11 protein-coding genes and 2 pseudogenes are annotated in these 15,493 nt (G+C 65.9%); 12 read left to right on the forward strand and 1 reads right to left on the reverse strand.

What is annotated here, in order from left to right:
• Positions 1–301 precede the first annotated feature (301 nt).
• The 12 genes and pseudogenes from KYG_RS02465 to KYG_RS02515 all read left to right on the forward strand — a co-directional run bounded on the left by KYG_RS02465 (position 302) and on the right by KYG_RS02515 (position 14,675).
• Entirely contained in the window at positions 302–1,192 is an 891-nt protein-coding gene (locus tag KYG_RS02465) for an alpha/beta fold hydrolase (protein ID WP_008903238.1), read from the forward strand.
• Positions 1,193–1,219: 27 nt separating this feature from the next.
• On the forward strand, positions 1,220–2,080 hold the full coding sequence (locus KYG_RS02470) for an acyl-CoA thioesterase II (protein ID WP_085942477.1): 861 nt from the start codon (positions 1,220–1,222) through the stop codon (positions 2,078–2,080).
• 104 nt (positions 2,081–2,184) lie between these two features.
• Complete coding sequence (locus KYG_RS02475; RefSeq protein ID WP_008903240.1) at positions 2,185–2,961, forward strand: enoyl-CoA hydratase; 777 nt, start codon at positions 2,185–2,187, stop codon at positions 2,959–2,961.
• A gap of 1,005 nt (positions 2,962–3,966) precedes the next feature.
• Positions 3,967–4,716: a TetR/AcrR family transcriptional regulator gene (locus KYG_RS02480; protein ID WP_008903241.1), complete on the forward strand. Its 750-nt coding sequence runs from the start codon at positions 3,967–3,969 to the stop codon at positions 4,714–4,716.
• Between the two features lie 28 nt (positions 4,717–4,744).
• Positions 4,745–5,638: pseudogene (locus KYG_RS23495) on the forward strand (SDR family oxidoreductase); the annotation flags it as partial.
• Positions 5,639–5,671: 33 nt separating this feature from the next.
• Complete coding sequence (locus KYG_RS02485) at positions 5,672–7,285, forward strand: acyl-CoA carboxylase subunit beta (RefSeq protein ID WP_034692828.1); 1,614 nt, start codon at positions 5,672–5,674, stop codon at positions 7,283–7,285.
• A 23-nt stretch (positions 7,286–7,308) separates the two neighbouring features.
• Positions 7,309–8,439 carry a DNA alkylation repair protein gene (locus tag KYG_RS02490; protein WP_008903243.1) on the forward strand — a complete coding sequence of 377 codons (1,131 nt, stop codon included), beginning with the start codon at positions 7,309–7,311 and terminating at the stop codon, positions 8,437–8,439.
• Between the two features lie 53 nt (positions 8,440–8,492).
• Entirely contained in the window at positions 8,493–9,671 is a 1,179-nt protein-coding gene (locus tag KYG_RS02495; protein WP_008903244.1) for an acyl-CoA dehydrogenase family protein, read from the forward strand.
• Between the two features lie 4 nt (positions 9,672–9,675).
• The gene (locus KYG_RS02500) at positions 9,676–10,485 is read left to right on the forward strand and encodes an enoyl-CoA hydratase/isomerase family protein (RefSeq protein WP_008903245.1); all 810 of its coding nucleotides are present in this window, start codon (positions 9,676–9,678) and stop codon (positions 10,483–10,485) included.
• A 175-nt stretch (positions 10,486–10,660) separates the two neighbouring features.
• Complete coding sequence (locus KYG_RS02505) at positions 10,661–12,595, forward strand: biotin carboxylase N-terminal domain-containing protein (RefSeq protein ID WP_008903246.1); 1,935 nt, start codon at positions 10,661–10,663, stop codon at positions 12,593–12,595.
• Complete coding sequence (locus KYG_RS02510; RefSeq protein ID WP_008903247.1) at positions 12,592–13,764, forward strand: acyl-CoA dehydrogenase family protein; 1,173 nt, start codon at positions 12,592–12,594, stop codon at positions 13,762–13,764. Before KYG_RS02505 ends, KYG_RS02510 begins: the two co-directional genes overlap by 4 nt.
• Positions 13,765–13,778: 14 nt before the next feature.
• The gene (locus KYG_RS02515; protein ID WP_034692805.1) at positions 13,779–14,675 is read left to right on the forward strand and encodes a 3-keto-5-aminohexanoate cleavage protein; all 897 of its coding nucleotides are present in this window, start codon (positions 13,779–13,781) and stop codon (positions 14,673–14,675) included.
• 128 nt (positions 14,676–14,803) lie between these two features.
• On the opposite strand, the pseudogene KYG_RS24640 reads toward KYG_RS02515, so the two are convergent.
• Positions 14,804–15,493: pseudogene (locus KYG_RS24640) on the reverse strand (hypothetical protein); the annotation flags it as partial.

Genomic DNA, 15,493 nt, shown 5'->3' on the forward strand with positions numbered 1-15,493 from the left:
CCGTCGGAATCCTCACGTACTTCAAGTACGTTCCGGTTCCTGTGCTCCGTCCGCCTAGCAGCTGATCCCGCTCGGTACGCCCTGGAGGGTGGGGTGTGAAGGCAGGGGAACCGGGGCAGGTATTTGGATGGTCTTGTCCCGACCTTTACCCGACCCCGCCCGTTCGGGCTGAGCCTGTCGAAGCCGGGGCGTATGCCCCCAACCGTTCGGGCTGAGCTTGTCGAAGCCGGGGCCTGTTCCTCAGCGATAGTTTCTTTCTCTTCAAGCCGGCGAAGATCGGTTTCGAACCAAGGAGACAGACATGAACAAGCAAACCTTGCAGGTGGATGGGGCGGTGTCGCTGGCACTGCGTGTCTACGAACCCCAGGGCGCTCCGCGCGCCAGCGTCGTGATCGGCGGCGCGATGGGGGTGCGGCAGTCGTATTACGAGGCCTTTGCGCTGTGGATGGCGCAGCAGGGGTTTCGGGTCACCACGTTCGACTATCGGGGCCACGGCGATTCGCTGCAGGGCGCCATGCGCGATGTGAAGGCGGACCTGTTTGATTGGGCGCAGGACTACGAGGCGGTGATTTCTGCCGCCAAGGCCGCGCTCCCGTCGCAGCCGCTGTATTTGCTGGGCCACAGCCTGGGCGCGCAGTTACCGGGTTTGCTGAAAAAGCCCGAGCAGGTGGCGGGCCTGCTCAGCGTGGCCGCAGGCAGCGGCTACTGGCGTGACAACGCGCCGCAGCTCAAGCGCATCGTTCCGTACTTCTGGTGGGTGCTGGTGCCGCTGGCCACGCGGCTGTGCGGGTACTTTCCGGGGCGCACGCTCAAGAAGGTGGGCGACCTGCCTGCGGGGGTGATCCTGCAGTGGCGGCGCTGGTGTCTGGACCCCGCTTACAGCGTCGGTGCCGAGGGGCCTGCGGTGGCGCAGAGCTACGGTGCGGTGCGGTTCCCGGTGCTGGCGCTGTCGATGGCTGACGACGAGCTGATGACCTTGCGCGGCACACACAACCTCGTGAACCTGTACGCCAACACCGAGCGCCGCGTGGAGAGCATCACCCCGGCTGACCTGCAGGTGCGGCGCATCGGCCATTTCGGGTTCTTTCGCGACCAGTTCCGCCAGAGCCTGTGGCCGCGTGCTGCGGCTGCGCTGGCCGCCCTGGGCGGGGGCGGAATGCCCCGCGGTGAAGTCTCCGGTACGACGGTCTGAGCGGTCGTTTCGCGGCACACTCGCAGCATGACTTCCTCTGCATCCACTTCTTCGTCTTCATCTCTGCATCCGCTGGACGAGGCGCTGCAACTGACGGCTTCGTCCATCGCGACCGGCCAGTACGAAGGGCACACCCACCCCAGCTACTGGAACATGGTCGGCCCGTTTGGCGGCATCACCGCCGCCACGTTGCTGCAGGCCGTTCTGAAGCACCCCGACCGGCTCGGCGACCCGCTGTCGCTCACCGTCAACTACGCGGGCGCTTTGACGGCGGGTGCGTTCACCGTGCAGGCCACACCGGTGCGCACCAACCGATCCACCCAGCACTGGACACTGTCCATCCTGCAGGCCGGCGCCGACGGCGCGCAGGTGGTTGCCACCACGGCCACTGCGGTCACGGCCGTGCGCCGTGAGACCTGGAGCGTGGGCGACGTACCCATGCCGAAGGTGCCCGCCGCGGAAGAACAACAGCCCCTTGTCGCCCCATCGGGTGCGGTGGAGTGGGTCAACCGCTACGAGATGCGCCCCGTGGCCGGCCTGATTCCCCGCACCTGGGACGATAGCGGCGACCACAGCCTGACGCAGCTCTGGATGCGCGACACACCACCGCGCCCGCTCGACTTTGCTGCGCTGACGGCACTGGCCGATGTGTTCTTCCCCCGCGTGTGGCTGCGGCGCGCGCGCCATGTGCCAGCGGGCACGGTGTCGATCACGGTGTACTTTCACGCCACGGCGGAGCAGTTGCGGGCCACTGGCACCGGTTTCCTGCTCGGGCAGGCGCGCGGGCAGGAGTTCCGCAATGGTTTCTTCGACCAGACCGCGCAGTTGTGGAACGAGGCGGGCACCATGCTCGCCACCAGCCACCAGATCGTGTACTACAAGGAATAGCCAGCCTCAGCGCGGCAGGCGGGAGCCTGGCGTTGCTGCGCGTCTTTTTCCTGCATTTATCCGTCCATCCATCCCCAGACCCCAAACACCAAACACTCACCACCATGACAGAAACCACCCAAGATATCCTCGTTCACTCCGAAGCAGGCGTGACCACCATCACCTTCAACCGTGTGGACAAGAAGAACTCCATCACGCGCGACATGTATGCCGCCATGGCGGATGCGCTCGATGCCGCCAAGGCCGATGCCAGCGTGCGTGTGGTCGTATTCCAGGGCGACGTGGCCATCTTCAGCGCAGGCAATGACATTGGCGACTTTTTGCAGCAGCCGCCCGCCACGCAGGACTCGCCTGTGTTCCGCTTCCTGCGAGGCATCGCCGCCTTCCCCAAGCCCGTGATTGCGTCCGTCTGCGGCCCGGCCGTGGGTATTGGCACAACGATGCTGTTCCACTGCGACCTCGTTTACGCGGGCGACAACGCGGCGTTCTCCATGCCGTTCGTCAATCTGGGCCTGTGCCCCGAGGCCGCATCGAGCCTGCTGGTGCCGCAGATGCTGGGGTATCACCGCGCTGCGGAAGCCTTGCTGTTGGGCGAGCCTTTCATGGCAGAGGCCGCGTTGGAAGTCGGCCTGGTCAACCGCGTGGTGCCACCCACCGAGTGCAATGGCGTCGCACAGGCGCAGGCCAAGAAGCTGGCGGCCAAGCCGTTGTCGTCGCTCATCGAGACCAAGCGGTTGATGAAGGGTGGGCAGCAGTCGAAAGTGCTGGAAGTGATGGCCGAAGAGGGCGAGAGCTTTGGGCGCATGCTGCGTGAGCCTGCGGCGCGGGAGGCGTTCTCGGCTTTTATGGAGAAGAGAAAGCCTGATTTCAGCGCGGTTTGATTCGCTAGTTCTGAGGCATTTTGGGCTGCTGGCGCTTGTATATAAAGCGCTGGCAGCTATTGTTTTTATAGCTCGTTCTCGCCCCATCCTTTCGGGTTGAGCCTACCGAAGCTTGTTTTGGCGGTGGCTACTGCATGCCCGTGTGGAGTGCGGGAGCCGGGAGTCGCCCGGCGTGCGAGTAACTTTCTTTTGCTTCGCCAAAAGAAAGTCACCAAAGAAAAGGCGACCCCCAGTCTGCGACCCCTTCGCGTTGCGAAGGGGCAAACCTGCGGCGGGGCGGTTGCGGGGTGCGCCGTGGAACTCGCTTTGCGCCTGCGGCGCGCCGCTCGGACAACCACGGCGAGTCAGTTCACAAGGCATGGGCGCTCCGACGCCCATGCTCACCCCACAACCGCCCCGCCGCAGGCGCAGCCAGCAGGGGGTTGGGCAGTCAAACATCCAACAGCCGAACAGCCAAGCAGCCGCACGGGCCTTTGCTGCGCTCGGCCCCATCTCGCGGGCGCACGCGCCACGCGCTGCGAGAGCTGGGCCGAGCGAAGCAAAGGCCCGTGTGGATGTCCGATTCGCGGGTTCCCTTCTGGATGCGCCTGGGGCGCGCAGGGCGCGGGGTGGCATGCGCGTCGGAGCGCGCATGCTTCGTGATCTGACTCACCGCAGTTGTCCGAGCGGAGCGCCAAAGGCGCGCAGCGAGTTCTGCGGTGCACCCCGTGACCGAGCACCCCAGGTTGCCCCGCAGCGCAGCGAAGGGGTCGCAGACAGCAGGGTCGCCCTTTCTTTGGTGACTTTCTTTCGGCGACGCGAAAGAAAGTTACTCGCACGCCGGGCGACTCCCGGCCTCCGCCCTTCGCACAATCACGCCGCTTGATTACAAACACATAGCAAATCAGGTAGTCAATACTGGCGCTTAACCTCAAAAAGCACCCGTAGCAATCACGATCGAACAAGCTATCTATTTTTACAAAGCACTTGCTTGCTAAAAATAAGCAGTTTTGCTATCGTGCCTGCATGGATTCACCCGTGCCGCGCCCCAACGCCAGAGCCTCCGCTCCCAAGAAACCCCCGGCCCGCCCTCGCAGCAAGGCCGTAGCGCCCCTCAGCGCCAACTCGGCAACCACAACACAATCCCCCATTGAAGAACCCACCCGACGCCCCCGCGGCCGCCCGCGCAAAACCGCCGAAGAACTCGACGACGGCAACCGCCGCCGCAAGCTCATGGACGGCGCGGCCAAGCTCTTTCGCACCCAGGGCTTCGCCGCCACCAGCACGCGCGACATTGCTGCGGCCGCAGGCATGCACAGTGGCTCGCCGTTCTACCACTTCGAAAGCAAAAGCGCGCTGCTCTACGCCGTGATGAGCGAGGGCATGACCATGGCCACGCAAAGCCAGCAGCAGGCACTCGATGCGTTGCCCACCACGGCCACACCGCGCGAGCAGTTGCACACGCTCATTCGCCACCACTTTGAGATCCTGCTCGGGCCGCGCAGTAGCTTCATCCCAGTGATGCTTTACGAGTGGCGTTCGCTCACGCCTGCGCAGCGCAAGGGCATTGCCCGCATCAAGGACAGCTACGAGGCCACCTGGATGCCCGTGCTGGAAGCGCTGGCACAGCAGGGCGCGCTGCAGGCCGAGCCCGGTGTGGCGCGGCTGTTCATCTTCGGGGCGCTCAACTGGGCGGTGCAGTGGTTCTCGCCCAAGAAGGGCAAGTCGCTTGACGCGCTCACCGACGAGGCGCTGGCCTTGTTCACCCGTTCATAACAAACCACCCCATCAAGGCAGAGTCACCATGGACCCCACCGCGCGCAACGCCTACCAGTCTGTGTTTGCTCCGGGCCTGTTCCAGGGGCAGGTGGTGGTGGTCACCGGCGGCGGCTCGGGTATAGGCCGTTGCACGGCACACGAGCTGGCGCACCTCGGCGCGCATGTGGTGCTGGTGGGGCGCAAGCCTGAAAAGCTGCTCGCCGTGGCCGAAGAGATCACTGCCGATGGCGGCCGCGTGTCTTGCCAGGTGTGCGACATCCGCTCCGAAGAAGGCGTGGTCGCGTTGGTGCAGCAGATCGTCGCTGCGCAGGGGCGCATCGATGCGCTGGTCAACAACGCGGGCGGGCAGTTCATGTCGCGGCTTGAATCCATCAGTGCCAAGGGCTGGGAGGCGGTGCTGAACACCAACCTCACCGGCGGCTTTCTGATGGCGCGTGAGTGTTATCGACAGTGGATGGCGCAGCACGGCGGCTCAGTAGTCAACATCGTGGCCGACATGTGGGGCTCCATGCCGGGCATGGGGCACAGTGGCGCTGCCCGCGCGGGCATGGTCAGCTTGACGGAAACGGCGGCGCTGGAATGGGCGCACAGCGGTGTGCGCGTGAACGCCGTGGCGCCGGGTTACGTCGCCTCAAGCGGCATGGACAACTACCCGCCCGAGGCGGGCGACATGCTGCGCGCCATGCCGGGCACGGTGCCGCTCGGCCGCTTTGGCAACGAGGCCGAGGTGTCGGCAGCCATCACCTTTTTGCTCAGCCCGGCAGCCAACTTCATCAGTGGCACCACGTTGCGGGTGGACGGCGCACGGCCCCAGGTGCGCATGGGTTGGCCGCAGCGCCCGCCCGGTGCCACCGCTGCTGCACACCCGGCCGTGCGGCCATTTGGCGGCTTTCACCGCGCGCAGGTGCCGCAGGTGTTTGCCCCTTCCCACACCCCCCAAGACCGAGGCCGCATGACCGCCGTCTTCACTTCCCGATTCAACCCAGGCAGCGCCGAGGCCACCCAACGCCGCGCGGCGCTGCAGGCCCGCCTTCACGCCCTGCGCGCGTTGGAAGAGCGTGCCGCCGCCGCCTCGGCCCGGTCGCTGCCCCAGTTTGAAAAGCGCGGCCAGCTGCTGCCGCGCCAGCGCGTGGCGCTGCTGCTGGATGCCGGTGCGCCCTGGCTGCCGCTGTGCACGCTGGCGGGCTACCTGCAGGACGTGAAAGACCCCGAGAAGTCCGTGCCCGGTGGCGGCATGGTTGCGGGCATCGGCTTTGTCAGCGGCGTGCGCTGCATGGTGGTGGCCAGCGATTCAGGCATCGAAGCCGGCGCCATCCAGCCCATGGGCCTGGAAAAGATCTTGCGCGTGCAGGAAATCGCGCTGCAAAACCGCTTGCCGTTCATCCACCTGGTGGAGAGCGCGGGTGCCAACCTCATGCGCTACCGGGTGGAGGGCTTCGTGCACGGCGGCACGCTGTTCCGCAACCTCGCGCGGCTGTCGGCGGCGGGCATTCCGGTCATCACTGTGCAGCACGGCTCGGGCACCGCAGGCGGCGCCTACATGCCGGGGCTGTCGGACGTGGTCATCATGGTGCAGGGCCGCTCGCGCGCCTTCCTGGCCGGGCCGCCGCTGCTCATGGCTGCGACGGGCGAGATTGCGACGGAAGAAGAACTGGGCGGTGCCGAGATGCATACCGCCGTCTCGGGCCTAGGCGAATACCTGGCGCAGGACGACCGTGAAGCGATTGGCCTGGCACGCGATGTGGTCGCGCAGCTGGGGTGGAACATGCCCCGGCGACCCAGCGCACCTGGGCCCACCTTGCCCGCAGACGATCTGCTCTCCCTGATGTCTGCCGACCTGCGCCAACCCGTGGACATGCGCGAGGTGATGGCGCGGCTGGTGGACGGCTCGGAACTGCTCGAATTCAAGGCCCGCTACGGCATGGCCACCGTCTGCGCCCAGGGCCACATCCAGGGCCATGCCGTGGGCTTCATCAGCAACAACGGCCCCATCGACGTGGCGGGCGCCAACAAGGCCACGCACTTCATCCAGTGGATGTGCCAGCTGGGCCACCCCATCATCTACCTGCAGAACACCACGGGCTACATGGTGGGCAAGGACAGCGAGCAGGGCGGCATGATCAAGCACGGCAGCAAGATGATCCAGGCCGTGACCAACGCCACCGTGCCGCAGATCACCATCCAGTGCGGCGCCAGTTTTGGTGCGGGCAACTACGGCATGTGTGGGCGCGGCTATGCGCCGCGCTTCCTATTCAGCTGGCCCGGTGCCAAGACGGCGGTGATGGGCGGCGAGCAGGCCGCACGCACCATGCAGATCGTGACCGAGGCGGCGCTGGCGCGCAAAGGCATCACGCCCGACCCGGCCGAATCGCAGGCCCAATTCGACAAGATCGTCGCCATGTTCGAGGCCCAGGCCGATGCGTTCTACACCAGCGGCCTGCTGCTGGACGACGGCGTGATCGACCCGCGCGACACGCGCGCCGTGCTGGCGTTTTGCCTGGACACCTGCGCCGAGGCCCAGGCCCGCACGCTGCGGCCCCTGAGCTTTGGCGTGGCGCGGATGTAAGCGCTTCGCACGCAATCCCTACGATGGCCGAGCCTCTCAAATACCTGCTCAACGACACCGTGCCGCCGCGCATTGCGGCCATGGTGCGCCGTGCGTGGCGCAAGTTCGATACCACCGCGTTTCTGCAGCAAGTACAGCCCGGCTACGAATCGCTGGAGCTGATGGCGCGCGGCCAGCGCATTGCGCACGCCCTGCAGGCCCACCTGCCGCAAGACGTGCCGCGTGCGCTGGGCGTGCTGGTCGATTCGATGGACCCACCCATGGGCCTCGATGCCGCCGGTGAGCCCGATGCGGGTGACCGCCCCTACAGCGCCTTTTTGTACCTGCCGCACAGCATCTATATCGGCACACACGGCCTGCAGCATTTCGAGGCGGCCATGGCCGCGCAGCATGCGCTGACCCAGCGGTTTACCGCCGAGTTCTGCATACGCCCCTATCTGCTGCACCACCAACAGGCCACGCTCGCGCGGCTGCGTGACTGGGCGCAGGATGACAACGCCCATGTGCGCCGCCTGGTGAGCGAAGGCATGCGGCCCCGCCTGCCTTGGGCGCCGCGCCTGCCTGCATTCCAGGCCAACCCGCAGCTGGCCCTGCCGTTGCTCGATGCGCTCAAGGACGACCCATCGTCTTACGTGCGTCGCTCCGTCGCCAACCACCTGGGCGATATCGCCAAGGACCACCCCGACCTCGCCGTGGGCACCGCGCGCACCTGGCTGCAGGGCGCGCCCGCCCCGCGCGAAGCCCTGGTGCGCCACGGCCTGCGTTTTCTCATCAAACGCGGCGACGCTGGCGCGCTCGATGCCCTGGGCGTGGGCCATACCGTGGCGCTGGACGTGCGGGCCGCGCGCGTGCTGCCCGCCCGCGCACGCATCGGCGACAAGGTGCGCATCGAGGTCGAACTGCACAACCCCACACCCCAGCCCCAGCGCGTGTTGGCGGACCTGAAGGTGCACTACGTCAAGGCCCACGGCGGCGCGGCGCCCAAGGTGTTCAAGCTGCAAACGCTGGACATACCGCCCGGCGCCACCGTGGCCGTGGGCAAGACGCTGTCGCTGCAGCAGATGACCACACGCACCCACTACCCCGGCGCGCACCAGGTGGAGCTGGTGCTCAACGGGCGGCCACAGCCGCTGGGGCAATTTCAGCTTTCGTGATCGAGGTTTGCAGGCACACAAACATACAAACGCAACAGCAGGAGACAAGCACCATGCAGTTCACACACGAGCACCGCGAGATCCAGAAAACCCTCAAACGCTTCATCGACGAAGAGATCAACCCCCATGTGGACGAGTGGGAGGCGGCCGAGATCTTCCCCGCGCACGAGGTCTTCAAGAAGATGGGCAACCTGGGCCTGCTGGGCCTGTGCAAGCCCGAGGAATACGGCGGGCAGGGGCTGGACTATTCGTACAGCCTGGCCATGGCCGAGGCGCTGGGCCACATCCACTGCGGCGGCGTGCCCATGGCCATTGGCGTGCAGACCGATATGTGCACCCCGGCGCTGGCGCGCTACGGCAGTGACGAACTCAAGCGCAACTTTCTCGCCCCCGCCATTGCGGGCGACATGGTGGGCTGCATTGGTGTGAGCGAGCCTGCGGCGGGCAGCGATGTGTCGGGCATCAAAAGCGTGGCGCGCAAGGACGGCGACGACTATGTGATCACCGGCCAGAAGATGTGGATCACCAACAGCCTACAGGCCGACTGGATGTGCATGCTGGTGAACACGGGCGAAGGGCCTGTGCACAAGAACAAGAGCCTGGTGATGGTGCCCATGCGGGATGGCCCGGGCGGCAAGCTCACCAAGGGCATCGAGGTGGCGCAAAAGATCCGCAAGATCGGCATGCACAGCAGCGACACGGGCCTGATCTACTTTGACGAGGTGCGCGTGCCGCAGCGCTACCGCATCGGTGCCGAAGGGCAGGGCTTTATCTACCAGATGCAGCAGTTCCAGGAGGAGCGCCTGTGGTGCGCCGCCAGCACGCTCGAATCGCTGAACCACTGCATCCAGTGGACCATCGACTACGCGCAGGAGCGCAAGTTGTTTGGCGCTACGCTGGCCGACCAGCAGTGGGTGCAGTTCAAGCTGGCCGAACTCAAGACCGAGGTGGAAGCGCTGCGCGCACTCACCTACCGCGCCTGCGACCTGTATGTGAACGGGCAGGACGTGCTGGAGCTGGCCAGCATGGCCAAGCTCAAGGCCGGCCGGCTGAACCGCGAGGTGCCGGACATGTGCCTGCAGTTCTGGGGCGGCATGGGCTTCACGCTGGAGAACAAGGTCTCGCGCATGTACCGCGACGGGCGGCTGGCGTCGATTGGTGGGGGTGCCGATGAAGTCATGCTCGGCATCCTGTCCAAGCTGATGGGCATCGCCAAGCAGCCTGTGCACTGACGCCATGAGTGAGGCGCTGTTGATTCACCACGCGCCGCTGGCCAGAGGCTTTGTGGAGACCTGGACACTGAACGACCCCGTCAGCCGCAATGCGCTGTCGGTGGCGATGGTGGACGCCCTGCTTGCTGCTTGCGAGCGGGCAGCTGCGGATACCAACCTGCGCGGCGTGGTGCTGCGCGGGGCGGGTGGGCACTTCTGCGCAGGCGGCAGCCTGGGCGGCTTTGCCAAGACCATCGGCCAGCCTCTGGATGCGGGCGAAGCCGACCCCCTAGTGCCCCTGAACCGCCGATTCGGCACGCTGCTGCAGGCCCTGTGCGCGCTGCCTCAGTGGCTCATCGTGGTGGTGGAGGGCGCGGCGATGGGCGGTGGCTTTGGCCTGGTGTGCTGCGCCGACCGTGTGCTGGCCCACACCAGCGCGCAGTTCGCCACGCCCGAGGTCACGCTGGGCATCGTGCCCGCGCAGATCGCGCCGTTTGTGGTGCGACACCTCGGCCCCGCTGCTGCGCGGCGTTGTTTGCTGACGGGTGAGCGCTGGGATGCTGCGACGGCGCAACGCGCGGGGCTGGTGGATGAGGTGGTGACTGGCGACATGGAGGCTGCTGTGCAAGCAGCCATCGCACGCCATGCCGCCACAGCGTCGCAGGCCGTGGCCGCTACCAAACGTTTGTTGCTGGCCCAGGCGGAGACGCCGCTGCCCGCGCTGCTCGACGACGCGGCCATCGCCTTTGCGCAGGCGCTGCGCGGGTCGGAGGCGCCGCAAGGGCTGGCTGCGTTTGCTGCGCGCAAACCACCGCCGTGGAGTGCGAAGACATGAAAAGATTCATCGTCGTTGCGGGATGGGTAACAGCCCATTCGAAACCGTTCACGTTGAGCTTGTCGAAGCACCGCGCAAGGCTTCGACAAGCTCAGCCCGAACGGGTTTCCCAAGATCAAGGGCGCCGGGTAGGTGGCGCATGCAGGCGGGCAATGGAGCCGCGGGGCCACTGCGTATGAAAAAGATACTCATCGCAAACCGATCAGAGATCGCCCGCCGCATCATCCACACCGCCCACCGCATGGGCATCGCAACGGTCGCGGTCTATTCCGACCCCGATGCCAACGCCCTGCATGTGCGCGAAGCCACGCAGGCCGTGGCGCTGGGCGGCGCCGCCAGTGCCGACACCTACCTGCGCACCGACAAGCTCCTGGCCGCGGCGCGCGCCACCGGCGCCGATGCCGTACACCCCGGCTACGGCTTCCTCAGCGAGAACGCCGACTTCGCCCAGGCCGTCGTCGATGCCGGCCTGACCTGGATCGGCCCGCCCCCTGCCGCCATCCGCGCGCTGGGCAGCAAGGCGGGGGCCAAGGCGCTGGCGGCGGCGCACGGCGTGCCTTGCCTGAAGGGTTATGCCGGTGATGACCAGAGCGATGAACGCTTTGCGCAGGAGGCAGCACGCATCGGCTACCCCGCCATGGTCAAGGCCGTGGCGGGTGGGGGAGGGCGTGGCATGCGGCTGGTCACCGATGCGGCGCAACTGCCCGCAGCGCTAGCCGGCGCGCGGTCCGAAGCGCTGGCGGGCTTTGGCTGTGGCGACCTGCTCATCGAACGCGCACTGCTGCAGCCGCGCCATGTGGAGGTGCAGATCTTTGCCGACGCTCACGGCGCATGCATCCACCTGGGCGAGCGCGATTGCTCGGTACAGCGCCGCCACCAGAAGATCATCGAAGAGTCCCCCAGCCCAGCCGTAGACGCAGCATTGCGCGAGCGTATGGGCGCCTGCGCCGTAGCGCTGGCGCAGGCTGCGGGCTATGTGGGCGCGGGCACGGTGGAGTTTCTTCTCAATGGCAGTGATTTCTATCTGATGGAGATGAACACCCGCCTGCAGGTGGAGCACCCGGTGACCGAAGCGCTCACGGGGCTAGACCTGGTGGAGTGGCAGATCCGCGTGGCGCGGGGTGAGCCGCTGCCGCTCACGCAAGATCAGGTGCATCTGCAAGGCCACGCCATCGAGGTGCGCCTGTGCCCCGAAGACGCGCACTTCCGCCCCCATACCGGTCGTGTACTGCAGTTCAGCGCACCACCGGCCGCCGCGTTTGAGCGGGCTGCGCCGGGCGCGCTGCGCTTTGACCATGCGCTGGAGGAGGGGGCAGAGGTCACGCCTCACTACGACGCCATGCTGGGCAAGCTCATCGTGCACGCTCCCACGCGGGCCGAGGCCATTGCCGCGCTGGTGCTTGCGTTGCACAACACCCGCGTGCTGGGCCTGCCCACCAACCGCGCGTTTCTGGCGGCCTGCCTGCAGCACCCCGTGTTTGCCAGTGGACAGGCGCTGGTGCCGTTCCTGGCGGAGTACGCTGCTGGCCTGCAGGAGTTGCTATTAAATGAAGAGCTATCAGCGCTTGTTCCTCCTGCGCTAGAGGCCATTTTTGCTTCAAATCCTGCGTCAGATTTGCCTTGTTTCATGGCCCGGTCGCTGCGCCTGCGTCACCAGGGCGAGGTGCACGCGGTCGCCGTGCGCGAGCTGGGCGGTGGGCGGCTGCAGGTGGAGCAGGCCGGGGCAGAACCTGTGACATTGCAACTGCCCCAGCGCGGTGTGTATTCCGTGGCGGTGGGGCCGAGGCGTTGGCACTGGCAAACCGGCGGTGTGGACGGTTGGATGGAAGACGCCTCGTGGGAGCCCGCAGCGCGCTCGGGTGCGGCGGGCGGTGCGACGGAGTTGCGCGCCCCCTTCAACGGCAAGGTGGTCGCGCTGCCCGTGGCAGCAGGCCAGGCGCTGGCGGCGGGCGATACGGTGGTGGTCATCGAATCCATGAAGCTCGAACACAGCCTGGCCAGCCCCGCAGCCGCCACGGTGGCCGAGCTGCTGGTAGCGCCCGGCCAGCAGGTGTCGCCCGGCCAGGTGCTGGCCCGCTTTGCACCCGCCACGCAAGGAGCGCCCGCATGACCGCCACGTCCGACGCGACCCCTGTGAGCAACGAAGACCGTACTGCCCTCACCGACACCGTCACCCGCTTTGCCCGCACCGAGATCGCGCTGCATGTGGACGCGTGGGACGCGGCCGGTGAATTCCCCCGCAGCCTGTACCGCCGCGCGGCCGACCTGGGCCTGCTGGGCCTGGGCTACCCCGAACAGTACGGCGGCACGCCAGCCAGCTACGCTTTGCGCCTGCCGCTGTGGCGCGCGCTCAGCCGCCACGGCGCCAGCGGCGGCGTGCTGGCCAGCCTGCTGTCGCACAACATCGGCCTGCCGCCCGTGTTGGCCCATGGCAGCGATGCGGTGCGTGCCGAGGTTATTCCGCCCGTGCTGGCGGGCGAGCAGATCGCGGCACTGGCGATTACTGAGCCCGGTGGCGGGTCCGACGTGGCCCAACTCAAGACCACAGCGCGGCGCGAGGGTGACGAGTACATCGTCAACGGCGAAAAGGTATTCATCACCTCCGGCATGCGCGCGGACTGGATCACAGTGGCTGTGAGGACCGGGGAGGCAGGAAGCAAGGGCAGCGCAGGCATCTCCATGCTGCTCATCCCCGGCCACAGCGCGGGCCTGTCGCGCAGCAAGCTCGACAAGATGGGCTGGCTGTGCTCCGACACCGCCCACCTGCGCTTCGACAATGTGCGCGTGCCCGCCCGCTACCTGCTGGGCGAAGAGGGCGCGGGCTTTCGCATCATCATGGCCAACTTCAACAGTGAACGTTTTGGCCTGGCCGCATCGGCCCTGGGCTTTGCCGAGGCCTGCTACGACGAGGCCCTGGCCTGGGCGCGCCAGCGCAAGACCTTTGGCGCCGCGCTGGTGGAGCACCAAGTCATCCGCCACAAGCTGGTGGACATGCAAATGCGCATCCAGTCCACCGCCGCGTGGTGCGAGTCCGTGGCCGCGCAGGCCGACGCGGGGCGTGCCGGACCCGATTGGGTGGCGCAGGTTTGCATGTTGAAAAACCACGCCACCCAGACCATGCAGTTCTGCGCCGACCAGGCCGTGCAGATCCTGGGCGGCATGGGCTTCATGCGCGGCACCGTCAGCGAGCGCATCTACCGCGAGGTCAAGGTCATGATGATCGGCGGCGGTGCGGAAGAAATCATGAAAGACCTGGCTGCCAAGCAGCTCGGCATTTGAAGGAGACAGGCACCATGCACAGCACCGACCACAGCAACAAAGCCATCATCACCTGCGCCATCACCGGCGTGCTGACCGACCCCGGCCAGCACCACGTGCCCGTCACACCCGAGCAACTGGCCAAAGAGGCCCGCCGCGCCTACGACGCTGGCGCCGCCGTGGTCCACGTGCACTTTCGCAACCAGGAGCCCGGCAAGGGCCACCTGCCCAGCTGGGATCCGCAGGTGGCGCGCGACTGCGTGCAGGCCATGCGCGAGGCCTGCCCAGGTTTGATCATCAACCAGACCACCGGCGTGGTCGGCCCCAACTACCAGGGCCCGCTGGATTGCCTGCGCGCCACCCGCCCCGAGATGGCGGCGTGCAACGCCGGCTCGCTCAACTACCTGAAGGTGCGCAGCAACGGCACCTGGGCCTGGCCGCCCATGCTGTTCGACAACCAGCCCGCCAAGGTCAAGGACTTCATCGACGTAATGCTGGAGACCGGTACGTTGCCCGAGTTTGAGTGCTTCGACGTGGGCATCGTGCGCTGCGTGGAGATGTATGTGCAGACCGGCATGTACACCGAGCGCTTGCCCGAATACAACTTTGTGATGGGCGTTGAATCCGGCATGCCTGCCGACCCGGACCTGTTGCCCATCTTGCTCAAGCTAAAAATCAAGGATGCCCCCTGGCAAGCCACCGTCATCGGCCGCAGCGAGATCTGGCCCGTGCACCAGCGCGTGGCGGAACTGGGCGGGCATTTGCGCACGGGGCTGGAGGACACGTTCTATCTGCCGGACGGGATGAAGGCGGATTCGAACGGGCCCTTGATTGAGAAGCTGGCGCAATACGCGCGCAATGCGGGGCGGGAGGTGGCTTCGCCGCAGGCGGCGCGGGGGATGTTGGGGTTACAGCCCGAGGTCGTTTCGTGACGCGGAGTTGTGTAGGCTAACTTTTCATCCGTGCAACTTGATCGCAAGGTGATGAATTTACAAGGATCGGACACTGCCCTCGTGGGTTAACTTGACCTATAGGGGTTGTGTCTCCTCAAAAATACAATTCACCGAGTAGTGCAGTTTCCGGATGAGCATCGGTAAATTTGAGTGTGTCCTTTGGTGCAATAGACGGCGTACTCTGTCTGCCCATCCTTGACGCCCGTCTTAGCTGCGACAGGATGAGTATTGCATCCGCTATCTCGTGCCAAGCGTTCAACTGTCGATTCTTCCTCTGTGGAAGGGGGAGCCGCTACAGTGGGCAACGCTCCTGCCGGTTCAAGCTTTTGCCGAGGGGTACCCTCTGCTATTTCGAAAGCCTCCGTCGCGGTCATTTCCGCGTATCGCCAAATTTTCCCGACTGCGGCATCTGCGGGCAGATGCGTGTTGAAAAGTACGGTGGTCGTATACAGCCCATACTTGTGAACGATCGGCATTAAGCCCGTTCGCTCCGGGTTTAAGACACGTCCCATGAACCCTCCATCTTGGCTTTGATAAATGCTGGCGCGCCAAACGCTAGCTGCGTCGTTGTAAGCAGCGACTGCGGCCTGCAATTTTTCGAATACCAACGGATCGAGCGTTGGTGCCTCTTGGCGAAGGACTCCCAACTCCCTTGCCGGGTCCATGATGAGTACGGAATAGTTGTTAAATGAAACGCCGGATTGCACGGTGCTAGCAATTGCAGCAAATGCACTTTTTGCACGTTTGAGAGCAGTCACTTGGGTGCCTGAACTTTTGGTTCCTTGGAGCTGCATTAG

The sequence above is a fragment of the Acidovorax sp. NO-1 genome, assembly GCF_000238595.1.
Taxonomy (GTDB): Bacteria; Pseudomonadota; Gammaproteobacteria; order Burkholderiales; family Burkholderiaceae_C; genus Acidovorax.